Genomic DNA, 24,524 nt, shown 5'->3' on the forward strand with positions numbered 1-24,524 from the left:
GGAGCTTGTCCTCGTTGCTCATGGTCTGCCCGTTCATGAGATGCCCAATTCGTCGTCCAGGACGGCAAACAGCTCGTCGTCGGTGGCCTCGTCCAGATCGGCTTCGGTTTCTGCTCCGGCGTGCGCGCCGGTCCACTTGCGCACCAAGGCGTCCAGCCGCGCGGTGACCTTCGCGGCCGACCCGTTCAGCGTTCCGGCCGCGCCGCCGAGCAGCGCCTCCAGCCGGTCGATCTCGCTCAGCAGCGGTTCTTCCGGGCCGCGTCCGGCGCCGAGCAGCGCGTGCAGCCTGCGGGCCAGCGCGGCCGGGGTCGGATGGTCGAACACGATGGTCGCCGTGAGCTTGAGCCCGGTGCGGGCGCCGAGCTGATTGCGCAGTTCGACGGAGGTGAGCGAGTCGAAGCCCATCTCCTGGAACGCGCGCTCCGGCTCGACCGCCGCCGCGTTCGCGAAGCCGAGGATCGCCGCGACCTGCTCGGTCACCAGGCCCAGCAGGTACTCCTCGCGTTCGGCCTCGGGCACGGTCGCCAGCCCGGGAGCGGCGGCCGGGGCCTTCTTGACCGGACGGCGCACCATCCCCTTGAGCACCGGCGGCAGGTCATCGGCCCGGGCGCGCAGGGCCGCCTGGTCCAGGCGGATCGGGGCCAGCACGGGTTCGGTCGAGGCGAGGCAGGCATCCAGCAGGGCGAGTGCTTCGTCGGTCGCCATCGGCGGGGTGCCCAGGCGGCGGAGGCGGCGGAAGTCCGCTTCGGACAGTTCGCTCGCCATGCCGCCCTCTTCGGACCACGCACCCCAGCACAGCGAGGTCGCCGGAAGTCCTTGGGCGCGACGGTGTTCGGCCAGTTCGTCGAGGAACGCGTTGGCGGCGGCGTATCCCGCCTGCCCGGCCGCGAGGACCGTGCTGGCGGCGGACGAGAACAGGATGAACGCGTCGAGGTCGCTCGTCAGCTCGTGCAGGTGCCAGGCACCATCGACCTTCGGCGCGAAGACGCGGGCAGTCTCGTCCTCGGTGAGCGTCTCGATACGTCCGCCCGAGGGCACGCCGGCCGCGTGGATGACCGCGGAGAGCGGGCCGACGGTGGCGAGCAGGCTCCGCACGGACTCCTCATCGGTGACATCGCAGCTTTCGACCGCGACCGTCGCGCCGAGTTCGCTCAACTCGGCACGCAGTTCGGCCGCGCCGGGGGCGTTCGCTCCCCGACGGCTGGTCAGCACCAGGTTCCGCACTCCGTGCTTGGTCACCAGGTGCCGGGCGACGACCGCGCCGAGTCCGCCGGTACCGCCGGTGACCAGCACCTTGTCCCAGTTCAGCCCGGCCGGTTCCGCGGTGGCGGCGGAGAAGCGCGGGGCGAAGACCTTGCCGTCGCGGACCGCGGTTTCCGGTTCTCCGGTGGCCAACGCCTGCTCGGGGTCACCGTCGACCAGCGCAAACCGGCCAGGGTTCTCGGCCGCGGCCGCGCGGACCAGACCCCACGCCGGGGCCAGCGCCGGATCGACGTCCTCGCCGTGCACGGACACTGCTCCGCGCGTGACCACCGCGAGGCGACCGTCGCCGTCGAGCGTTTCCTGAATCGCAGCGAGCACCTGCGCGGCGACTGCGCGGGCGGCCTCCGGCACCCGACGCTCCGAAGTGGACACTTCGAGAATGCGGAAGTCGTGCTGTTCACCGAGGTCCGAGACCGGTTCCCAGTTGGTGCGATACAGAGAGTCCTTCGCCGGAGCGAGCTTGAGCGCCCGCGCGGCGAGTTCCTCGACGGTCAGGACCGGGCTGCCGGTGGCGTCGGCGATCTGCAGGGTGATCGCGTCGGTGCCGGCCGGGGCGACTCGGACTCGCAACGTCGATGCGCCCGGCGAGTGCACTGTGGTGTTGCTGAACGAGAACGGCAGCAACGGTTCGGCACCGCCTTCTGGGGCCGGGCCGATGAGTTGCGCGTGCATGGCGGCGTCGAGCAGGGCGGGGTGGACGCCGTACTTGCGGGCCTCGGCACCGTCAGGCAGCGTGACCTCCGCGTAGACGACGTCGTCCTCCCGCCACATCGCTTGCAGGCCTTGGAAAGCCGGGCCGTAGTCGTAGCCCAGTGCGGCGAGGGTTTCGTATGGGTCGTCCAGTTCGACCTTGGTGGCACCGGTGGGCGGCCATTCGGTGAAGTCGAACGACGGCAGTTCCACGTTCGGGGCAACGAAACCGCTTGCGTGCCGAGTCCAGGCTTCGGCGCTGTCGTGTCGCGAGTGGACAGTGACCGCGCGTCGGCCGTTTTCGTCCGCAGCCTCGACGGCGACCTGGATCGCCGCGCTTTCGGTGAGGGTGAGCGGGGCCTCGAGGGTGAGTTCTTCGACGTGCGCGCATCCGGCTTCCTCGGCGGCGCGGTGCACCAGCTCGAGGAACGCCGTGCCGGGCACCAGAATCGTGCCGAGCACGACGTGGTCGGCGACCCAGCCGACGGTGTTGGTCGACAGGCGGCCGGTGATCACCACGGCGTCGGTTTCCGGCAGGTGGACGACGGAACTCAGCATCGGGTGCTCGGCGGGCTGCTGGCCGTGTTCGGTCGCGTCTCCGCTGGTCGTGGCGGCGGGGAGCCAGTAGCGGGTCTTGCGGAAGGCGTAGGTCGGCAGGTCGACGCGGCGCGCGCCCGGGTAGAACGCGGCCCAGTCGACCTCGACACCGCGCGCGTGCAGCGTCGCGAGCGCGGTGACGGCGGTGACTGCTTCGCCGCGGTCCTTGCGCTGGGCCGGGACGAACGCGAGCGTGTCGTCGTCGAACCCGTTCTGGGCGGCGGCGGTGAGCACTGCGGACGGTCCAATTTCGACAAACGTCCGGACGCCTTCGTCCACCAGGGACTGAACTCCGGCGTGGAACCGGACCGCGGCACGCACCTGGCGCACCCAGTAGTCCGGAGTGGACAGGTCGACATCCGGGCCGACGGTGGAGACGATCGGGATCTGCGGCTTCGCGTAGGTGAGCTTCTCGGCCACGACGGCGAACTCGGCGAGCATCGGCTCCATCAGCGGCGAGTGGAACGCGTGCGACACCTTGAGCTTCGAGGACTTCCGCCCCGAGAACTCCGCCGCCACCGCTGCGACAGCGTCTTCGGTACCCGACAGCACCACCGAGTCCGGGCCGTTGATCGCGGCAATGCTGACCTCGTCGGTCAGATGCGGCGTGACCTCGTCCTCGGTCGCCTGCAACGCCACCATCGAACCGCCAAGGGGCAGCGCCTGCATCAACCGAGCCCGAGCGCCGACCAACGCTGCCGCGTCCGCGAGCGAGAGAATTCCGGCGACGTGCGCGGCAGCCAGCTCGCCAATCGAGTGGCCCAGCAGGAAGTCCGGCTTGATCCCCCACGACTCCAGCAGCCGGAACAGCGCCACCTCGACCGCAAACAACGCGGGCTGTGTGAAGCCGGTGCGCTCCAGTTCGTCGGCGTCGTCGAGGACTGTCTTCAGTGGACGGTCCAGGTGCGGGTCGAGTTCGGCGCACACGGCGTCAAAGACTTCGGCGTATACCGGGTACTTCGCGGCGAGTTCGGCGCCCATTCCGGCGCGTTGGGCACCCTGGCCGGTGAAGAGGAACGCCGTACGGCCGTTGGTGCGGCGGCCCCGGACTTCGCTCAGCTCTTCTCGCGTGGCACCGACGAGCACCGCACGGTGGTCCAAAGTGGACCGAGTGGTGGCCAAGGAGAAGCCGATGTCCGTCGGCGAGCCTTCGACTGTCGAGAGCTGGCTTACCTGCGCATCGAGCGTGTCCGCGCGGTCCGCGGACACTGGCCAGGCGAGCACCGGCACCTCGACCGGTGCGTCGGCTTCCTCGACCGGCTCGGCCTGCTCCACGATCACGTGCGCGTTGGTGCCGCTGATCCCGAACGACGACACCGCGGCGCGGCGGGCGCGTCCGGTCTCCGGCCACGGGCGGGCCTCGGTGAGCAGCTCGACGTCGCCGGCCGACCAGTCGACGTGCGGCGAGGGCGCGTCGACGTGCAGGGTCTTCGGGAGCACGCCGTGCCGCATCGCTTCCACGACCTTGATCACGCCGCCGACCCCGGCCGCGGCCTGGGTGTGCCCGATGTTCGACTTGAGCGAGCCCAGCCACAGCGGCTCGCTGCGGTCCTGGCCGTACGTCGCGAGCAGCGCCTGCGCTTCGATCGGGTCGCCGAGCTTCGTGCCGGTGCCGTGTCCCTCGACGAGGTCGACGTCCGCCGTGGTCAGGCCGGCCGATTCCAGCGCTTGGCGAATCACCCGCTGCTGCGCGGGTCCATTGGGGACAGTCAGTCCGCTCGACGCGCCGTCGGAGTTCACTGCGGAACCCCGGATGACGGCGAGCACTGGGTGACCGTGGCGGCGGGCTTCGGAAAGCCGCTCGACCACGAGAACGCCCGCGCCCTCGCCCCAGCCGGTTCCGTCGGCCGCGGCGGCGAACGCCTTGCAGCGGCCGTCGTCGGAAAGCCCGCGCTGTTCGGCGAAGTCCACGAACGTCCCGGGCGTGGCCATCACGGTAACCCCGCCGACCAACGCCAGCGAACAGTCGCCGCGACGCAGTGCCTGCGCGGCCCAATGCAGTGCGACGAGCGACGACGAGCACGCGGTGTCCACGCTCACCGCCGGGCCTTCGAGGCCGAGCGCGTACGCGACCCGGCCCGAGATGACGCTGCCGGCAGCCTCATGCCCGGCATAGTCGTGGTACATGACTCCGGCGAACACGCCGGTTTCGCTGCCGCGCAACGTCTCCGGCACGATCCCGGCCCGCTCCAGCGCGGTCCACGAGGTTTCCAGCAGGATCCGCTGCTGCGCGTCCATGGCGAGCGCCTCGCGCGGCGAAATGCCGAAGAACTCCGGGTCGAATTCCGCCGCGTCGTACAGGAAACCGGCCTCGCGGGTGTACGTGGTGCCCGGCCGCTCGCCCGTGGGGTCGTACAGCGTGTCCAGCGGCCAGCCGCGGTCCTCCGGGAAGCCGCCGATCGCGTCGGTTCCGGTGGCGACGAGGTTCCACAGGTCCTCGGGCGACGCGACGCCGCCCGGGTACCGGCAGGCCATGCCGACGATCGCGATCGGCTCGCTGGCGCGCTCGCGCGTTTCCCGCAACGCCCGCTTCGCTTCGCGAAGATCGGTCGTCGCGCTTTTGAGATAGGCGAGCAGTTTGCGCTCGTTCTCGCCGCTGGACTGGAAGTCGCTACTCACGCCAATCGCCCCGCCTAACCGCGAAAAGGGTGGAAAGTGCCACGTCGGGAACGCTACCGACGGGCCTGGCGTGCCCCCACCCCTAGCGGCCCCACATTCACCTGGCCAGCGCGGCGACGATCGCGCGCGGAGCTGGCGACGCGGCGACCTCCGCACGCAACGCGTTCGCGCCGGAGCGAAGCGTTTCCTCCGTCAAGCGGGAAACCCCTTCCGCCGCACCGGAAAGGCCCGCACCCGCAGCGGCAACGCGAGTGCCGAACGCGGAGTCGGCCAGCGACAACTGAGGAAGTCCATACGCGACCGCGGCGAGCGCTAAGGCCTCGTCACCGTCGTGCACCACTGCCGCACACGTTGGCAACACAGCGGCCGGCGGTGCGGCGTCGACCAGCTTGACATTTCGTGGCAATTCGAGTCCGTCCGGTACTCCTGCCGCGCACACCACTTCAGCATCCACATTGGACACCGCGCTGAAGAATGGCGCATACCACGACGGATCGTTCAGCGACAGGAGGATACGGGCCCGGCGTGCCTTGCGGCGCAACCAAGCCGGCACCTCGGTTGGACCGAAGTACGGCACATGCCGCAACGGTTGTCCAGGAGAGTCCCTTAAGGAAGGGGGAACGACATCGAGCGTGTGGTCCACCGTGGTGTCCGGTTCATCGGTCGGCCCCAGTACGCGCACCGCTTTCGCGTCGACCGCGCGGGCGGCGGCGATTCCTGCGGGGGCATTCGAGATCACCGCGTCCGGACGCCACAATCGCGCGAACTCCACCAGCTTGGCGGATTCGGTCAGCGCCGCGTCGCCGCTCTCGAGTTCGACCGCGACACAGCCGGTCCGGAGGATCTCCTCGACGAACTCCGGCCGGCCGGCGATTTTCACGTCGTGCCCGGCACAGCGCAGCGCCCAGGCGAGCGGCACCAGAGTGTGCAGGCGGGCCGTCGCCGACGGCGCGGCCAGGAGTACACGCATGGGATCACTCCAGAGACGAAACACCGGGCCGGCCCGGGAATGGACAGTCCTCACGAGACTAACCACCCCGGACCGGCCCGGCGTACCCCTAGAAACCGTTACTGGCCAGGCAGTTTCACCGCTTCGATGGCGTTGCGGCGCATCGCCAGCCGGGCTGAGAGCGCGGTCGCCGGCCACACGATCAGGAAGATCGCGACCACCACGGCGAGGAGCACCCAGACCGGCCCGGACGGGATGATCTCGCCGGTGGTCAGCGCCATCGGGAGCACGGTGAAGAGCGAGATCACGATGCCGAGCACCAGCCCGGTCACCGCCACGATCCCGCCTTCCACGAACAGCATCCGCCGCACCTGGCCCCGGTCCGCGCCGGCGAGCCGTTGCGCGCCGAACTCCCGGCGGCGGCCCAGCACGGCCACCGCGAGCGTGTTCACCGCGGCGATCGCGGCGTAGGCGATGGCGAGCACGGCCAGCAGGTAGTTGATCAGCGCCTCGACGTCGGCACTCGCCTGGAAACTCGCGGCGAGCGCGCTGTCGTCGCCGACCGTGACCCCTGGCCAGGCCTTCGCCCGGTCGGACAACGCCGACGCGAGCGCACTGGCGTCCCCGCCCCGCACGAGCACCTGCGACGCCAGGCCGCTGGTGGTGTGCGCGGCCAGCAGATCGGCCGGCAGCACCATGCTCGCGTAGCTGGACGGGCTGTCCAGCAGCGCGACCACGGTGACCGGGACCTGCGCCCCGTCGCCGAGCCGCATCTTGATCTTGGACCCGACCTTGACTTCCAGATTCTCGGCGACCGACACCGGCAGCGCCACGGAGTTTCCGCGCAGCCCGGTGAGCGAGCCTTCGGTGACCTCGGTGGTGAGCACCGTGCCGCCCTGGTCCTGCGCGGCGATGCCCATCAGCCGCAGCGGGTCGCTTCCGTTGCCGTCGTAGGGTTCCTCGACCCAGCCGGAGCTGGTGACGAGCGGCGACGACGTCGAAACCCCTGGCGTGCTGCGGATCTGCGCGAGCTGGTCCGCCGAGAACCCGCCCGCGGCCGAGCTGACCACCGCGTCTGCCTGCAGCTGCCCGGCATACGCGGCGACCTGCGCGTTTTGCGCGGTGGTCTCGGAATACACGTTGCCGAGCGCGACGGCGCTGGCCAGCGTGATCGGCGTGAGCACCGCGGCGAACGCGACCGCCCGCGCCCGGGTGTTGATGACCGCGAGCGTGGCGTCGCGGCCGGCGATCCGGCGCACGAACGGACCGAACCGGTCCACCACCCAGGCGAGGATCTCCGGACCGAGCAGCGCGACCGCGATCGCGCCGGTGAGCAGTGCCGGGCCGCCGATCGCCGCCGCGCTGTCGGCGGGCATGAAGACCGTGGTCGCGGCGAGCAGCACGGTGGCCGCGCCGCAGATCAGCGCGCCCATGCGGCGCAGCGGGTTCACCTTGACGCCCGGGATCGCCGCCTCGGCCAGCGCCTGGATGGGCCGGGCCCGCGCGGCGGCCAGCGCGGCGAACCACGCGGCCCCGAAGGTGATCGCGAGCGTGACGACGAGACCGGCCGCGAACGCGAAGACGTCCTGGGTGAAGGCGAGTTCGTCCGGCACGATGCCGAGCGAGCCGCTGGTGCTGAAGATCCAGTTCCCGAGCAGGCTGCCCAGGAACGCCCCGCACACCGCGGCGAGCGCGCCGACCGCCATCGTCTCCATGACGACCATGCGGTGCACCTGTTTCGGTGTCGCCCCGGTCGCCCGCAGCAGCGCGAGTTCCTGCTGCCGCTGCCGGACGGTGAGGCTGATCGTCGCGGAGACGACCAGCGCCATCACGACCAGCACCATGCCGCCGAACACGGCCGCGAGCAGGATCAGCGGGAGCTGGCTTGCGTTCACGCCGACGAATTCGGCCGCACCGCGATCGTCGCCGGTCAGCACGGTGAGCGACGGGACCTGCTCGGAGATCTTGCCCGCCAGGTCCGCCGCGTCGACACCGTTGGCCGGGAACACGCCGACCAGCCCGACGGTGCCCGGATGCGGGTTGAACCGCTGCGCGTCCGCGACGGAGAAGAAGAACGCGGGTGCCTTGACCGTCTGCAGAAGGCGCTGCGACACCGGAAACCTGGAACGACTGCCGCTGCCCGTTCACCGCCAGATCGACGGCCTGACCCGGATGCACGCCAGCCGCGGACGCGGTGGCCGCGTCGAGCACGACCTGGCCCGGAGTGTTCGGGGCCGCGCCCTCGGTGAGCTTGTATCCGCCGAGCGAAGCGGAATCCCAGCCGTGTCCGGAAAGGACCGCCGCGTCCGCGTCGGCGGGCGCGCCGTCGCGCAGCAGCACCGTCGCGAACGACACGTCCGGCACCGCCTGGCCGACGCCCTGCACCGCGGAGATCTTCGCGACCTGGTCCTCGGGCAGCACGGCCCGTTCGGCGTACGGGACGACCTGGGATTCCTCGTCCGGCAGCTTGAAACCGGCGGATCCGCCGACCACGAGCGGAGCCGCGGACAGCCGCTGCGGCTCGGCCTTCAGCACGATCGCCGTCTCGAACAGCCCGGCGCACGCGATCAGCAGACCGCAGCCGACGAAGATCGCGACGAACGACGCGAGCGACGCCGCCGCGCGGTACCGGAGGCTCGACAGCGCGAGCGCGAGCGTCACTCGCCGCGAACTCACCGCTGCCTCCTCGCCTGCTCGCCGAGGTGGGCCAGCGTGCTGGCGACCGCATCGACGCTCGGCGCCGCCATCTGCGTGACGATCCGGCCGTCGACCAGGAACAGCACGTTGTCCGCGTGGGACGCCGCGACCGGGTCGTGGGTGACCATCACGATGGTCTGGCCCGCGCTGACCAGCTCGCGCATCAGGCCGAGCACCTCGAGCGCGGTGGTGGAGTCGAGCGCGCCGGTGGGCTCGTCGGCGAACACCACGGCCGGGCGGGCGGCGAGCGCGCGGGCGATCGCGACGCGCTGCTGCTGCCCGCCGGACAGCTCGCCGGGCCGGTGCTTCACGCGCCGGGACAGCCCGACGCGCGCGATCACCTGGTCCACCCACGCCTTGTCCGGCGTGCGGCCGGCCAGCAGCGTAGGCAGCGTGACGTTCTGCTCCACGTTCAGCGCGGGCATCAGGTTGAACGACTGGAAAATGAACGCGACGTGCTCGCGGCGCAGTTCGGTGAGCTGCGTTTCGTTCTTGCCCTTGAGGTCGGTCCCGACGAGGGAGACCGTGCCCGAGGTCGGCGTGTCCAGCCCGGCCGCGCAGTGCAGCAGCGTGCTCTTGCCGGACCCGGACGGGCCCATCACCGCGGTGAAAGTGCCCGCTGGGAAGGAAACGGACACGCCGGCGAGCGCTTCGACCGCGCTCTCGCCGCGGCCGTAGGTCTTGTGCACCGCGTCCAGCTGGACCGGCGTTGCCACGGAAGTAGTGGTGGTGGGCACGTTGTTCACTCCGATCCGTTCCCGGCGCCGCGACGGTCGAGCGACCACCAGACCCCGAGCACGAGGACGCCTCCGCCGAGCGTCCACAGCCAGAAGGGCCATTTGAAGGACAGGCTGATGAGGCACATCAGCAGCCAGATGACGAACTGGACGCCAAGGACAGCGGCCCAGGCGACCGTGATGATCAGGCGAGCGCGTCCGCTCCCCGAGCGGGTCTTCGCGGTGCTCTCCGACATGAGAGGCCCCCCAATACGGCTTCGGCGGAGTCGGGATTAATTGTGTAAGGCTTGCACAGTTTAGCGGACGCCGGATGATCGGGGAACCCCAGCCCTGATCGCAGGGGTTTCGGGAGGTCTCGGCCGCCGTCGAACGCGGCCCGCGGGACAGCGGATCAGTGTAAGGCTTGCACAGTTTACCGAAGGACGGATCAGGACGAAAGATGCCGCCCGAGCCCGTGCGACGAGATGATTGCCGCGTCTTCACCGAAGCCTGAATTGTCCACAGTGGACTCACCCGGCTCGCGCAGCACGGTCGGCTCCGCGGGATCGGGTCGCTCTTCCCGGGCACCCCCGCATCGACTCTAGCGGAGTCGGCCCCTTAAAACGATACCAACCGAGCGGTTTTTTAGTGGCTTTCCCGGCCGCCGGGACGTAGACTCTCCCTACGCGGGGGGCACTGCGACCGGTCTACTGTGGACCGGTCTGCCAAAGTGAGGGGGCGGACGTGGCTCGTCAAGAGCGCGCGGAGCAGACACGGAACGCGATCCTCGAGGCGGCCGCCTCGCGGTTCGACGCCGTCGGCTTCCTCGGCGCGAGCCTGTCGGAGATATTGGCCGAGGCCGGCGTCACGAAGGGCGCCTTGTACTTCCACTTCAAGTCGAAGGAAGACCTTGCCGACGCGCTGATCGAGGAGCAGTTCACGGTCTGGGACCCGCTCTCGGCGATCGAGAGCCCCGGACTGCAGACGGTCATCGACCTGACCCAGGGGATGGCGGCCAGCCTGCAGTCCGACGTGCGCGTCCGGGCGAGCATCCGGCTGGTCATCGAGCAGGGTTCGTTCATCGCGCCGGCGGGCAACGCGTACCGGCGGTGGATCGACACGATCCACGGCTGCCTGGTCGCGGCGAAGGCGGCGGGCGACGTGCGCAAGGAGATCAACGCGCACGACCTCGCGGTGTTCGTGCAGGCCTCGTTCACCGGGATCCAGCTGAGTTCCCAGGTGCTGACCGGCCGGGGCGACCTGACCGAGCGCACGACGTTCATGTGGACCACGATCCTGAACTCGGTGGTCCCGCCGCGGCGGTTGCACCGATTCGCTCCGCAGGGGACGCAGCAGGCGGCGGCCGCGGTCTGACCGCGCCCAGCACCAGCACAGAACAAACCGACCGGCTTCCCGGTTCTGCTGAAAACCGGGAAGTCGGTTTAGTGCGTTGCGCGATGTGCGCACAAAAGACGGCCCGTGCTCGGGGGCACGGGCCGCCTTCGCCACCGCGGAGGAGGTCAGCCGCGGGCGCGCTGGTGGAACTTCCGGATCGCGAGGTACGCGCCGACGATGGTGAGGACGAGCGACCAGGCGAACGCCAGCCACACGGTCGAGGCCACCGCCGTGCCGTTCATCAGGCCGCGGACGGCGTCGATGACCACCGTCACTGGCTGGTTGTCGACGACGGCCCGCAGCACCGACGGCATCGATCCGGTGGGAACGAGCGCGCTGGTGGCGTAGGGGACGAACACGAAGATCATGCCGAGGCCGCCCGCGCCCTCGACGGTTTTGGCGATCGACCCCACCAGCGTGGCGAGCCAGAACACGCCGGCGGCGAACAGCACCAGCAGGCCGGTCGCGACGAGCCAGCCGAGCACGCCGCCCGCCGGGCGGAATCCGATGGCCAGGCCCACCGCGACCATCACGACGAGCGAAAGCAGGCTGCGCAGCACGCCGGAGGCGACGTGGCCGACGAGGACGGCCGAACCGGCCATCGGCATCGAGCGGAACCGCTCGACCAGGCCTTGGGTCAGGTCCGCGGCCACGCCGACCACGGTCGTCGTCGAGTTGAAGCCGATGCTGACGACCACCAGGCCGGGCACCAGGTAGTCGACGTAGGCCATGCCGGGCAGGTTGATCGCGCCGCCGAACATGAAGCGGAACAGCAGGAGCAGCACGATCGGCAGCGAAACCGCCTGGATCAGCATCTCCGGATTGCGGACGATGTGCTTGACGTTGCGCGCGACCAGCACCCGGCAATCGGACAGGGCCAGCGCGAACGGCGAACGGCTCGGGGCACTGGGGATCTGCGTCCCCGCTTGCTCCCTGGACAGGGTCTGGGTCATCAGTTCGCTCCCGCGGTTCCGGTGAGGGTGTGGAAAACGTCGTCCAGGGTCGGCTCGGAAAGCTCCAGCCCGGTGGTCTCGAGGCCCGCGTCGTCGATCTGGTTGAGCACCAGCCGGACCTGAGCGGGCTGGTCGATCGCGACGCTGACGGTGTCGCCGGTCAGCACCCCGCCGGCGACCTCGTGTGCGCGCGCCGCTTCGGCTTCGGTGGCGAAGGTGAGCTTCAGCCGCTCGGTGCCCACGTTGCGCTTGAGTTCGGCCGCCGTGCCTTCGGCGACGACGCGGCCCTTGTCGATGACCGCGATCCGGTCGGCGAGCTGGTCGGCCTCCTCGAGGTACTGCGTGGTGAGCAGGATCGTGGTGCCGCCGTTGAGCAGCTCGCGGATCGCGTCCCACATCGCCGAGCGGCTGCGCGGGTCGAGGCCGGTGGTCGGCTCGTCGAGGAACAGCACCGGCGGCGAGGTGATCAGGCTGATCGCCAGGTCGAGCCTGCGGCGCATGCCGCCGGAGTAGGTCTTGACCTGGCGGCCGGCGGCCTCGACCAGGTCGAACTGCGCGAGCAGTTCGGTGGCCCGCTCCTTCGCCCGCGCGGTCGGCAGGTGGAACAGCCGGGCCATCATCTCCAGGTTTTCGCGGCCGGTGAGCAGTTCGTCGACCGCGGTGTCCTGTCCGGTCAGGCCGATCTGCTCGCGCACGGTCCGCTTGGACCCGGCGAGGTCGTGGCCGTTGATGGTCACGGTGCCGCCGTCTGCGTCCAGGAGGGTGCTGAGGATCCGCACCGTCGTGGTCTTCCCGGCGCCGTTGGGGCCGAGCAACGCGAACATCGTGCCGCGCCGCACGCTCAGGTCGACGCTTTCCAGCACTTCCACGTCGCCGTAGGACTTGCGCAGCCCCCGTGCTTCGATTGCGTAGCCGGTGACCATGGGGTTACCTCTCCTCGTTCGGGTCTTTCCAGTGGGCCACACTCCGGCCGGGCCGGACAACAGTGGCCGGGGCGAGCCGGATTAGGGGTTCCCGGCGCGGTCAGCGGATCAGTTCGTCCACAATGGTCCGAGGGGCGGGCAACGCGGCGATCTCTTCCCGCAATGCCTTCGCGGCGCGGTCCAGCTCCGCGTCGGCCGTCAGCGCGCGGGCCTCTTCGCCGGAGCCGGTCTTTCCGGCGCCTGCCGCCGCGATGCGCTCGGCAATCGCTGATGCGGCAAGGGAAAGCTGGGGCAGGCCGTGCGCCGCCGCCGCGAGGGCGAGTGCCGCGTCGCCGTCGTGGATGACCGCGACGCACGTCGACAGCAGGGCGGCCGGTGGCGCGGAGTCGACGAGCCGGACGTTGGCCGGCAGCGTGACGCCCGACGGGATGCGGGCCGCGCACACGAGTTCGAAGTCCTCCCCCGCGACCACGTCGAACAGCGGGCCGAACAGCGTTTCGTCGGTGAGGTGCAGCAGCACGCGGCTGCGCCTTGCCTTGCGGCGCAACCAGTTCGGCACCACGACGGGACCGAAGTAGGGCACGTGCCGCATCGCGCGGACGGCACCGCTCCCGGTCCGCAGCGACGGCGGCACGGTGTCCAAGGTGACGTCCGCGGGGTCTGCAGCGTCCGGCTCGTCCAGCGCGCCGAGGACGCGGACCGCGACGGCCCCGACCGCTCGCGCGGCGGCCGTTCCCGCCGGGGCGAGGGCATCGGAGACCACGACCTGGGGACGCCACAGCTCGGCGAATTCGGTCAAGGCCGCGGACTCGGCGAGCGCCGTTTCGTCACCGTCTTCCAGCTCGACCGCTACCGCACTGGTGCGGAGGATTTCCTCGGCGAACGAAGGGCGTCCGGCGATTTTCACCTCATGGCCCGCCGTCCGCAATGCCCACGCGAATGGCGCGAGATTGTGCAGCCGGGCGGGCGAAGACGGGGCGGCCATGAGCACACGCATGGAGTCCACTCCAGAAAAGGGAAACCGGGGAATACCCGGCGCGAATGGGTGATTCGAGATTAACCGCGCCGGAGGTGCCTCAGTACCCCTATTGCCCGCTGTCCGGGCCGGGTCCCGCGCGAGGACCGGACCTCGTCGATACTCTCCGCTATGGAGTCCCCGATGTCGGCTATCCGCTCGCGCCGGACACCGCGCGCAGGCGGCGGTCCCACTCGCGCGCGGCCCACACGCCGCCCGCCAGCACCCCGCCGCCGAACAGCACCCAGAGCAGCCACGACGGGTCCCAGTCCCCGCCGAGCGCGCCGTCCATCAGCCAGATGACGATGTGGACGACGCTGACGAGCAGCCACAGCGCGCCCGCGACCCGCGGTGCCGCTTCAAGCGCCGGCGGGATGACCTCGCCGGTCCGGCCGTCGACCGCGACGCGCAGCGCGGCCTGCGTGGTCGCGGTTTGGACCAGCGCCAGCCGCCGGGCGGCCTCGGCGACGTCGTACTCGCCTTCCGAACGGGCGTGCTCGATCTCGGTGGCCGCCAGCTTGCGGTCCAGCTCGCTGACCCGGCCCGCGAACCGGTGGGCCGGGTTCACGACAGCGGACCTTCGGCCTGGACGCGTTCCAGGGCAGGCTTGGATGCCGTCGCGACCATTTCCCGTAGCCTCTCAGCTTGATTAGTGTAGGGCTTGCACAGTTTACTCGAAGGACACCGCGGAGCGAAAGATGACCACCGAGCCCGATCGTGCCGACCTCCGGCAGCTGCCCCCTGGGCTGGCCCCCGCCTGGGGTGCCGCGCCGCGCGCCCGCCGCGGCCCCAAGCCCTCGCACAGTGTGGCGCAGATCGTCGCGGCCGCCGTCGAACTCGCTGACGCCGAAGGGCTCTCGGCCGCGTCGCTGCCCAACATCGCCGCTTCGCTCGAGCTGACCACCAACGCGCTGTACCGCTACCTCGGCTCGAAGGACGAACTGCTGGTGCTCCTCGCGGACGCCGGTTTCGGGCCGCCGCCGGAGCTGCCGGACGACCTCGGGTGGCGGGCCACCGCCAAGGCCTGGACCCACGCCGCGCTGGAGCGCTACCGGGTCCGCCCGTGGCTGCTCGACGTGCCGGTCCGCGGCGATGCCGTCACCCCGCACCTGCTGGGCTGGACGGAGCTGCTGCTGGCGGCGCTGTCCGCCGCCGGTCTGTCCGATGTGGACGCTCTCGGCTGCGCGAGGCTGGTGGCGGACTTCGCGCGCGGCACGGCCGAACGCCTCCGCGCGGTCGCCGACCCGGACTCGGCCAGTTTCCCCGACCACGCCGACGGCGTCCGCACGTTCCTGCAGCCGTTGCTCGCCGACCGCGGCTACCCCGGCGTGGCCGCCCTCGCGGCCCAGCGGCAGTACCCGGCGGCCGTGGACGTCGACTTCGGCCTGGACCGCGTCCTCGACGGCATCGCCGCTTACCTCGACAGGCATTGACGGCGGAGACCCCTGGCACCAGGGTGCCTCCGCCGCCTGAGTTCCGCGGCTAGCCGAGCCACTCCTCGACCGCCTGCGCCGTCGTCGCCGAACTGCCCTCGACCAGGCTGAAGTGGTCGCCCGGGACCACCGCGGTCTCGTCGGCCAGGCTCCACGCCGTCCGCCACGCCTCCGAGTCGCCGCTCTCGGCCTCGCCCGCGTCGAAGCGGTCCTCCGGGCGCACCAGCAGGCTCGGGGCCTTGATCTCGGGCAGGGTGACCTCGGGCAGCACCTCCAGGTACCGGGCGAGCGCGGTCAGCTTGGTCCGGTCATACGGCCCGTACCGGTCCTCGTTCGCGAGCAGCCCCGAGACCAGGCCGAGCGTGGCCTTGTCCCGCTCCTCCTGGTCACTGCGCTGGATGTCCTCGCCGCTGGCGGCGTACGTGTCCAGCAGGACGACCGCGGCCGGGCCAGTGCCGGACTCCTCCAGCCGGCCCGCGACGGCGTGCGCGAAGATCCCCGCCGACGAGTACCCCAGCAACGCGAACGGCTCGTCGCCCACGGCCTTGCGGATGCTCTCGGTGAGCACGTCCAGGATGGCCTCGGCCGATTCGGGCAGCAGCTCGCCCGCCAGGAAGCCCGGCATCGGCAACGCCGACAGCGTGCGCACGCCGCGGAAGTGCGTGGCGAACCGCGCGTACTGGTACGCGCCGCCCATCGCCGCCGGGGTGGACAGGCACAGCAGGTGCGGCTGCCCCGGTCCCTCGGCCATCCGGACCGGAGCCGGGAGCTGGTCGATGTCGGCCGACGACCGGAACGCGGCCCGCAACCGGGCCGCCGCGCCCAGCAGGCCGAGCCCGTCCTCCGTCTTTCCCGAACGGACGGCCTCGGAGAACATCTGCTTCAGCCCGTCGGAAGCCTGGTCCTCCGGCGAGGCACTGGCGGCACCGTCCATTTCGGACAGCAGATGCGCGGTCAGCGCCACCGGGTTCTGGTGGTCGAAGATGACCGTCGGGGGCACGGTCAGCCCGGTGGCCTCGCTGAGGCCGTTGCGCAGGCCCACCGCGGTCACCGAGTCGAAGCCCGATTCGAGGAAGTGCCGGCTCGGGTCGATCGCGTCGGCGTCCGTGTAACCGAGCACGGCCGCGGTGTGTTCGAGCACCACCTGGAGGAGGATCTTCTCGCGCTGCGCCTGGGGTTTCCCGGCCAGCCGCTTGCGCAGCCCGTCCGAGTCGGCCGCGACGGCGGTGCTCGCCGTGCGGCGCACCACGACCGGCCTGGCCTTCGTGGTTTCCACTGGCGTGGCAACGGTTTCTTGCACCTCGCCGACAGGTCGCACCGTCACGGCCTCGATCGAGGCCACCGGCTTGCCTGCCTGGTCAGCCAGCGTCACCGCGACCGTGTCCTCGCCAACCGGGGTCATCCGCACGCGCAGCTTCGCCGCCGCGGTCGCGTGCAGTTCGACGCCCGCCCAGGCGACCGCGAGTCCCGCCTCGCCGCCGGGACGCAGGCCGAACGCCTGGATCGCGGCGTCCAGCGCGGCCGGGTGCAGCCCGAACCGGCTGGCCTGCGCACTCGTCTCCTGACCGAGGCTCACCTCGGCGAACACTTCGTCACCCTGGAGCCAGCCGGCGCGCAGGCCCTGGAACGCGGGGCCACGACCGATCCCGTCGTGTCGGCCATGCACCGGCACCGGCTCGGCTTCGGCGGGCGGCCACTCCTCGAGCCCCTCCGGCTTGGCCTGTCCGCCGGTCAGCGAACCGGTCGCGTGCCGGGTCCACGCGGCGATCGGGTCGTCCGGGCGCGAATACACCGTCAGCGACCTCGCGCCGGCCTGGTCCCGTTCGCCGACCACGGCCTGTACCTGGATTTTCCCGCGCTCCGGCAGCACGAGCGGCGTGTGCACGTTCAGCTCCTCGACCCGCGAGCAGCCCGCTTCGTCGCCCGCGCGGATGGCGATCTCGACGAACGCCGCACCGGGCAGCACGATCTCGCCGCCCACGGTGTGTTCGGCCAGCCAGGGGTGGGTGCCGGCGGAGAGCCGGCCGCTGAGCACGATGCCGTCCGAGTCCGCCAGCCACATCGCCGCGCCGACGAGCGGATGCCCGGTCGATTCGAGCCCGGTGGCACCGAGGTCGCCGCTCGCCCTGATCGCCTCCATGTCGACGTCCGGCCAGTACCGCTTGCGGTGGAACGCGTAGGGCGGCACGGGAATCCGCCGCACGTCCTGTCCGGCGAACAGCCGCGTGCCGTCGAGGGAGAGACCGTCCACATGCAACTGTCCGGCCCCGCGCAGCACCGCGGTGGTCTCGGCGAGATCGGCGGGCAGCACGGACAGTTCGGTGACGTCCTCGGCCGGTCCGGTCAGGCACGGCCGCATGTCGTGCGCGAGCCCGCCGCCGGGGCTGAGGTCCACGAACCGGTTCACACCCGCGGTCTCCAGGCTGCGGACCGCATCGAGGAAGCGGACCGGCTGCTGCAGGGTGGCGACCCAGTGCGCGGGCTCGGTCAGTTCGTCCCCGGCCAGTGCGCCGGTGACCGTGGAGACCACCGGGACGCGCGGGGTGCCGTACGACAGCTCCCCGGCGATCTCGGCCAGCTCTTCCAGGATCTCGTCCATCGCGCCATCGGTCATCTCTTCCAGCAGCTGGGCGCGGGTGGCGACCAGTTTCACCGCGTCGGGCAGCGAAAGCACGCCCGCGACGTGCGCTGCGGCCACCTCGCCGCCGGAGTGGCCCAGCACGTAATCGGGCCGCTGTCCCCAGAATTCGAGCAGCCGGAACAGGGCGACTTGCACGGTGAACAGCGCCGCTTGGGTGAATGACCTCCGCGCGAGCAACTGCGCGTCCACCGAGCCTTCCTCGGCGAACAGCACGTCCAGTAGCGGCCGGTCCAGATACGTCCCGAACTTCTCGCTCACATCGGTGAACTCCCGGGCGAACACCGGGAAAGCCGCACAGAGGTCCTTGCCGCTGCCGGGCCGGATGGCGGCGTCGCCGGCGAACAGGAACGCCGTCTTCGCACCCGCCCGGACGCTGCCGCGCAACACCGTGGCGGCGGGCTCGTCGTTCGCCAGCGCGGCGAGCCCGGCGACCAGTTCCTGCCGGTCCGCACCGACCACGACCGCACGGTGCGGGGCCGGGGCGCGGAAGGTGGCCAGCGAGTACGCGAGGTCCGGCAGGCCGGGTTCGTCCCCGGCGGTCAGCCGGGACAGCAAGCGCTGTGCCTGCAGCGGCACGGCTTCCTTGCTGCGCGCGGAAAGCAGCAGCGGCAACGGCCCGTGCTGCTCGGATGCCGCGGTCTCGTCCTTCTCCCGGGCAGGGGCCTGCTCGATGATCACGTGCGCGTTGGTTCCGCTGTACCCGAACGAGGAGACACCGGCGCGGCGCGGACGTCCGGCGTCCGGCCACGGGATGGTCTCCGTCAGCAGCTGGACCCGTCCGGCCGACCAGTCGACCTGCGTGGTCGGGTTGTCCGCGAACCGGGTCATCGGCAGCTGCTCGTGCCGCAGCGCCATCACCATCTTGATGACGCCAGCGACCCCGGAGGCGGCTTGGCTGTGGCCGATGTTCGACTTGACCGAGCCCAGCCACAGCGGGCTCTCGCCGTCCCGGTCCTGTCCATAGACCGACAGCAGTGCGCGCGCCTCGATCGGGTCGCCGAGGGTGGAGCCGGTCGCGGACGCCTCGACAACGTCCACATCGGACGGTTTCAGCCCGCCGAGCGCGAGGGCCTTGCGGATCACGCGTTCCTGCGAGGACCCGCTCGGTGCGGTCAGCCCGTTGGACGCGCCGTCCTGGCCCACCGCGCTCGACCGGATCACCGCGAGGATCTCGCGGCCGTCGCGCACGGCGTCGGAAAGCCGCGCGACCACGAGCACGCCGACGCCCTCGGACCAGCCGATGCCGTCCGCGTCCGCGGAGAACGACTTGGACCGGCCGTCGGCCGCGGTGCCGCCAGCGTCGAAGTGGGCGAACGGGCTCGGCGAGGTGAGCGCCGAAACGCCGCCGATCAGCGCGAGCGAGCAGTCGCCCTGGTTCAGCGCCTGGCTCGCGGAGTGCAGGGCCACCAGCGACGACGAACAGGCCGTGTCGATCGAGACCGACGGCCCCTCCAGGCCGAGCGCGTAGGACACCCGGCCGGAGACCACGCTGCCGAGCACCCCGGTGCTGCGGAACAGGCCGTTGGTCTCCATATCGCCGCCCGGGCCCGGGTCGTAGTCCGACTTCATGACCCCGGCGAAGACGCCGGTGTCGCTGCCCTTGAGCGATACCGGGTCGATCCCGGCCCGCTCCAGCGCCTCCCAGCAGGTCTCCATCAGCATCCGCTGCTGCGGTTCGATCATCGGCGCCTCATTGGGGCCGATCCCGAAGAAGGCCGCGTCGAAGTCGGTGAGGTCGTGCACGAACCCGCCTTGGGGCACCCGCCCGCTCGCCTCGACCTGGCCGAGCCAGTAGTCCAGGTCCCAGGACCGGTTGGTGGGGAAGGGAGAAACACCGTCCCCGCCGGAGGACGCGAGCTGCCACAGCTCTTCCGGGGTGCCGACCTCCCCGGGGTACCGGCAGGCCATCCCGATGATCGCGATCGGCTCGTCGCCGGCCACGGTGGTCAGCGTGACCGTCTCCGGTTTGCCGTCCAGTTCGCCGAGCAGCGACTGGTACAGGTGCTCGGCCAGCTCCGCCGCGGTCGGGAAGTCGAACACCAGGGTCGGCGGCAGGGACAGGCCGGTGGCCGCGCCGAGCTGGTTGCGCAGTTCGACGGCCAGCAGCGAGGTGAAGCCGAGGTCGTTGAACGCGCGGTCGACGTCGATGAGGTCCGCAGAGTCCTGGTCGAGCACCGTGGCGATGTTGGCGAGGACGACCCCGCGCACGGCCTTGAGCCGTTCGGTGGCGGGAAGCGCGAGCAGCTTGCCCCGCAAGGAATCCGGGTCGGCCTCCGCGCTGGCCTGCGCGGCGGTCTCCGGTGCGCTGGCGGCGCGCCGCGCGACCGGTTCCGGCGCACGGCTGGGCTCGCGGCGCGGTGCGGCGGCACTGCGGACGGCGGCCAGCTGCTCCTCGGAGATCTGCCGCAGGGTCAGTGATTCGACCGAAGCGACCGGATTCCCTGCCACGTCAGCGAGTTCGAGCACCACGGTGTCCGCGTCGGTGCGCCGCAACCGCACCCGCGCCGCCGCAGCGCCCGAGGCGAACAGCTCCACCCCGGACCAGGCGTACGGGAACGAGATGCCTTCTCCGTCGCCCGCGAAGCCGATCGCGTGTAGCGCCGCGTCGAGCACGGCGGGGTGCAGCCCGAAACCGGCCGCGTCCCGGCGGGCCCGTTCGGGCAGGCTCACCTCGGCGAAGATCTCGTCCGCACCGCGCCACGCGGCCCGCAAGCCGCGGAACACCGGTCCGTAGTCCAGGCCGCGCTCGGCCATTTCCCCATACAGGTCCGCGAGTTCCAGCTGCTCGGCCTCGGGCGGCCAGGAAGCCAGCGTGAAGGAGGCCGCGCCGTTCGCGGCAATCAGGACACCACTGGCGTGCCGGGTCCACGTTCCTTCGCCGGTCAGGTCGTCGGTGCGCGAGCTGATTGTGAACGAGCGCGCGCCGGACGCGTCCGGGGCGTCGACGCTCACCTGGATCCGGACGCCGCCCTCGGCGGGCAGAGCCAGCGGTTCCTGGAGAGTCAGCTCCCGCAGCCGGGAGCAGTCCACCCGGTCCCCCGCCCGGATCGCGAGTTCCACGAAACCCGTGCCAGGGAAGAGAACCGAGCCGCCGACGGCGTGGTCGGCCAGCCAGGGGTGGGTGCCGACGGAGACGCGCCCGGACAGCACGACGCCCTCGGAGTCCGCGAGCACGGTGGCCGCACCCAGCAGCGGATGGTCCACCGGTTCCAGGCCGAGGGAAACCGGGTCGCCGTAGATTTTGGCCGACTGCAGCCAGTACCGCTGCCGCTGGAAGGCGTACGTGGGCAGTTCGGCGGGGCGCGCGCCACGGCCGGCGAAGAAGGCTTGCCAGTCCGGGGAGACCCCGTGCGTGTGCAGCGCTCCGACCATGGCGGTCAGGGCTTCCGCGTCCCCGCTCAGAGCGGACACGACGAGGGCGTTCCCGGTCAGGCTTTCCCGCGCGCCTGCCGGACCGAACTCGACGAACCGGTTCACGCCTTGGGCTTCCAGGTGCCGGATCCCATCCGCGAAGCGTGTCTTCGCGCCGAGCCGCCGGACCCAGTACTCCGGCGAGCGCAGCTCTTCCTCGCTCGCCAGCTCCGTGCCGCCGCCCGGCAGCACCGGGATGTCCGGCTCCGCGTAGCTCACCGATTCGGCGGTCTTCCGGAGCGCGTCGGTGTCGGCGGCCGCCACCAGCGCGGCCGCGTCCGCCAGCGACAGCACGCCGGAAACGTGTGCGGCGCTCAGCTCGCCGATCCCTTGCCCGGTAACGAAGTCCGGGGTGATCCCCCACGACTCCAGCAGCCGGAACAACGCCACCTCGACGGCGAACGCGGTGCCGTTCTCACCGTGCTCGGCCACCTTCGCGCGGGCTTCTTCGTACGCCGTCGCGAACGCGGGGAACGCGGCGCTCAGCTCCTGGCCGAGGCTCTTGCCGGAGAACAGAAACGCGGTCGACGTCTCGCCGCGGGCCACCCCTTGCACAACCTCGGCGGAGGTCTCGCCCTCAGCGACAGCGGCCAAGCCGCGCAGCAGTTCCTCGCGGCCGGTCCCGGTGATCACGGCCCGGTGCGGGAACGCCGACCGGCCGGTGGCCAGCGAGTAGCCGATGTCGAGCGGGTCGAGCCCCGAGTTGCCGCGAACGTGCTCCAGCAGCCTCGCGGCCTGCGCCCGCAGCGATTCGGGGTTCCGGCCGGACAGCACCCACGGAATCGCGCCGGCGGGGGTATCCCGCTCCGCGACCGCAGTGTCTTCCGGGGCCTCCTCCAGGATCACGTGCGCGTTGGTGCCGCTCATGCCGAACCCCGACACCGCGGCGAGGCGGGGCCGTTCGTCGCGCGGCCAGGCCACCGGTTCGGTGAGCAGTTCGACGCCGCCGGAGGCCCAGTCCACCCGGTGGTTCGGCTCGTCCACGTGCAGCGTCTTGGGCAGGAGGTCATTGCGCAGCGCGAGCACGACCTTGAGCAGCGAAGCGACCCCGGCCGCCGCCTGGGTGTGCCCAAGGTTCGACTTGATCGAGCCGAGCCGCAGCGGCCGTCCGTCCGGCCGTTCCCGGCCGTAGGTGGCCAGCAAGGCCTGCGCCTCCACCGAATCGCCGAGCGGCGTCGCCGTGCCGTGCGCCTCCACGAGGTCGACCTGGTCGCTCGGCACCTGGGCGTTGGCCAGCGCCTGGCGGATCACCCGCTGCTGGGCCGGGCCGCGCGGCGACATCATCCCGTTCGAGGCGCCGTTCTGGTTGACCGCGCTGCCGCGGACGACCGCGAGCACCGGGTGGCCGTTGCGGCGCGCGTCCGAAAGCCGTTCCAGCAGCAGCATTCCGGCCCCCTCGGACCAGCCGATGCCGTCCGCGGACTCGGAGAACGACCGGCACCGGCCGTCGACCGAGAGCGTGTCGTCGACGCTGAACTCGGCGAAGGTCTGCGGGGAGGCCATCACCGTGACCCCGCCGGACAACGCGAGCGAGCACTCGCCCTGTCGCAGGGCCTGCACCGCCATGTGCAGGGTCACCAGCGAGGACGAGCACGCGGTGTCCACGGTCACCGTCGGCCCTTCGAGGCCGAACGCGTAGGCGAGCCGTCCGGACACCACCGCGGAGGAACCGTAGTGGCCCGGGTAGTTGTGGTACATCACGCCGGTGAACACCCCGACCGGGCTGCCCTTCACCGAGGCGGGCGGGATTCCGGCGCGCTCGAACGACTCCCAGGTGGTCTCCAGCAGCAGCCGCTGCTGCGGGTCCATCGTGAGCGCTTCTCGTTCGCCGAAGCCGAAGAACCCGGCGTCGAACTCAGGCGCGTCGTACAGGAATCCGCCGTGCCGGGTGCGGCTGGCTCCTGGCCGTTCGCCGGTCGGGTCGTAGAGCCGGTCGGTGTCCCAGCCGCGATCGGTGGGGAACTCGCCGACGACGTCGGAGCCGTCGGCCAGCAGCCGCCACAGGTCCTCCGGCGTGCGCACCCCGCCGGGAAACCGGCAGGCCATGCCGACGATCGCGATCGGCTCGTGGCCGGCCCCGCTGAGCTTCTTGTTCTGCGCGCGAAGACGCTCGGTCTCCTTCAGGGACGCACGGAGGGCTTGAACCAGCTTGTCGTCGGACTTGTTCATTCAGACCTTCTCCTGAGTCGCGTGGTCGTCGGCGCGGTGTCGGCGGAGAGGTTTCCGTGATCGCCCAATGCACCCACCTGACGCCGTACGTTACGAGCGGCGAGCACGGCCGACCCACCCCTAACCGCCCGCCCGGCCCCCTGAGCGGGCGCGGGTTCTCCAGCCGCCCGGCGGGGCCCGCGGGCTAGGGGTTGCTGGTCCCGCGAAGGGACCGGAGACTTCCTGAATTGTGACTGCTCTGAACGAGAAATCGAGCCGATGGCTCCGGCGATTCCACGCGTCCGACGACGCCGCGGTGCGACTGGTGTGCCTGCCGCACGCGGGTGGTTCGGCGACCGCGTACTTCCCGTTCTCGCGGGCAGCCGCCGAAGGCGGACTGGACGCCGACGTCATCGCCGTGCAGTACCCGGGCCGTCAGGACCGGCGGGACGAGCCGTGCTTCGACGACCTCGCCGCGATGGCCGACGTCATCGCCGACGACCTCGGTCCGTGGATCGACCGTCCGGTGGCGCTGTTCGGCCACAGCATGGGCGCGACACTCGGGTACGAGGTCGCACGCCGGCTCGAGGCGCGGGGCACCCGGCCGCTTGGCCTGTTCGCGTCCGCGTGCCCGGCACCGTCCGTGCCGCGGTCCGAGTACGTTCACGAACTCGGCGACGACGGGTTGATCGCCGCGCTCAAGGAAATCAGCGGCACCGGCAGCGCCGTTTTCGGTGACGACGAGCTGCTGCGCATGGTGCTGCCCGCCATCCGCGGGGACTACACGGCCGTCGAGACCTACCGCGCCGAGCCCGGGCTCACGCTGGACTGCCCGATCCAGGTGCTGATCGGCGCGGGCGACCCCGTTGTCGACCTCGCCGAGACCGACGCGTGGCACGAGCACACGAGCGGCCACTGCGCGGTGAAGGTGTTGCCAGGCGGGCACTTCTACCTGAACGCCCAGCTCGAAGCCGTGCTGACGACCGTCGACGCGTGCTTGCGTGACTGGCGCGCCGACGCGCTCGCCGCCGCAACCCCTGATCCCGGGCGGGTAGTGGGGGAGTAAACCCCAGG

At 71.2% G+C, this 24,524-nt stretch carries 12 protein-coding genes and 2 pseudogenes; 4 read left to right on the top strand and 10 right to left on the bottom strand.

The annotated features are described in order from the left end of the window. Positions 1–33: 33 nt before the first annotated feature. The 3 genes and pseudogenes from RPX00_RS02455 to RPX00_RS02465 all read right to left on the bottom strand — a co-directional run. Positions 34–5,145: pseudogene (locus RPX00_RS02455) on the bottom strand (type I polyketide synthase); the annotation flags it as partial. Positions 5,146–5,266: 121 nt separating this feature from the next. Then, positions 5,267–6,139 carry a nucleotide disphospho-sugar-binding domain-containing protein gene (locus RPX00_RS02460; protein ID WP_406637045.1) on the bottom strand — a complete coding sequence of 291 codons (873 nt, stop codon included), beginning with the start codon at positions 6,137–6,139 and terminating at the stop codon, positions 5,267–5,269. 98 nt (positions 6,140–6,237) lie between these two features. After that, positions 6,238–8,232: an ABC transporter permease gene (locus RPX00_RS02465; RefSeq protein WP_406637047.1), complete on the bottom strand. Its 1,995-nt coding sequence runs from the start codon at positions 8,230–8,232 to the stop codon at positions 6,238–6,240. Positions 8,233–8,312: 80 nt separating this feature from the next. Here RPX00_RS02465 and RPX00_RS02470 point away from each other — a divergent pair, with 80 nt between their 5' ends. Next, a complete protein-coding gene (locus tag RPX00_RS02470; RefSeq protein WP_406637049.1) occupies positions 8,313–8,873 on the top strand; it encodes a hypothetical protein in 561 nt (186 codons plus the stop codon). On the opposite strand, the gene RPX00_RS02475 is transcribed toward RPX00_RS02470, so the two are convergent. Continuing rightward, positions 8,791–9,531: an ABC transporter ATP-binding protein gene (locus tag RPX00_RS02475; protein ID WP_406637051.1), complete on the bottom strand. Its 741-nt coding sequence runs from the start codon at positions 9,529–9,531 to the stop codon at positions 8,791–8,793. The two genes, RPX00_RS02470 and RPX00_RS02475, sit on opposite strands and share 83 nt — an antisense overlap. A gap of 26 nt (positions 9,532–9,557) precedes the next feature. Beyond that, a complete protein-coding gene (locus RPX00_RS02480) occupies positions 9,558–9,788 on the bottom strand; it encodes a hypothetical protein (protein WP_406637052.1) in 231 nt (76 codons plus the stop codon). A 487-nt stretch (positions 9,789–10,275) separates the two neighbouring features. Here RPX00_RS02480 and RPX00_RS02485 point away from each other — a divergent pair, with 487 nt between their 5' ends. Next, positions 10,276–10,905: a ScbR family autoregulator-binding transcription factor gene (locus RPX00_RS02485; RefSeq protein ID WP_406637054.1), complete on the top strand. Its 630-nt coding sequence runs from the start codon at positions 10,276–10,278 to the stop codon at positions 10,903–10,905. A gap of 146 nt (positions 10,906–11,051) precedes the next feature. On the opposite strand, the gene RPX00_RS02490 is transcribed toward RPX00_RS02485, so the two are convergent. The 4 genes from RPX00_RS02490 to RPX00_RS02505 form a co-directional block, all read right to left on the bottom strand. Continuing rightward, complete coding sequence (locus tag RPX00_RS02490) at positions 11,052–11,879, bottom strand: ABC transporter permease (protein ID WP_406637056.1); 828 nt, start codon at positions 11,877–11,879, stop codon at positions 11,052–11,054. Beyond that, a complete protein-coding gene (locus RPX00_RS02495) occupies positions 11,879–12,802 on the bottom strand; it encodes an ATP-binding cassette domain-containing protein (protein ID WP_406637058.1) in 924 nt (307 codons plus the stop codon). Before RPX00_RS02495 ends, RPX00_RS02490 begins: the two co-directional genes overlap by 1 nt. A 100-nt stretch (positions 12,803–12,902) precedes the next feature. After that, complete coding sequence (locus tag RPX00_RS02500) at positions 12,903–13,799, bottom strand: nucleotide disphospho-sugar-binding domain-containing protein (protein WP_406637059.1); 897 nt, start codon at positions 13,797–13,799, stop codon at positions 12,903–12,905. 169 nt (positions 13,800–13,968) lie between these two features. Next, a complete protein-coding gene (locus RPX00_RS02505; protein ID WP_406637060.1) occupies positions 13,969–14,385 on the bottom strand; it encodes a hypothetical protein in 417 nt (138 codons plus the stop codon). 130 nt (positions 14,386–14,515) lie between these two features. Between RPX00_RS02505 and RPX00_RS02510 the strand changes: the two genes are divergently transcribed. Beyond that, a complete protein-coding gene (locus RPX00_RS02510; RefSeq protein WP_406637062.1) occupies positions 14,516–15,250 on the top strand; it encodes a TetR/AcrR family transcriptional regulator in 735 nt (244 codons plus the stop codon). Between the two features lie 49 nt (positions 15,251–15,299). Here RPX00_RS02510 and RPX00_RS02515 read toward each other — a convergent pair. Continuing rightward, positions 15,300–23,450, bottom strand: a pseudogene (locus RPX00_RS02515) (beta-ketoacyl synthase N-terminal-like domain-containing protein); the annotation flags it as partial. A gap of 250 nt (positions 23,451–23,700) precedes the next feature. Here RPX00_RS02515 and RPX00_RS02520 point away from each other — a divergent pair. Beyond that, a complete protein-coding gene (locus RPX00_RS02520; protein WP_406637063.1) occupies positions 23,701–24,516 on the top strand; it encodes a thioesterase II family protein in 816 nt (271 codons plus the stop codon). Positions 24,517–24,524: the final 8 nt, after the last annotated feature.

It is taken from the genome of Amycolatopsis sp. WGS_07, from assembly GCF_045278895.1.
Lineage (GTDB): Bacteria > Actinomycetota > Actinomycetes > Mycobacteriales > Pseudonocardiaceae > Amycolatopsis.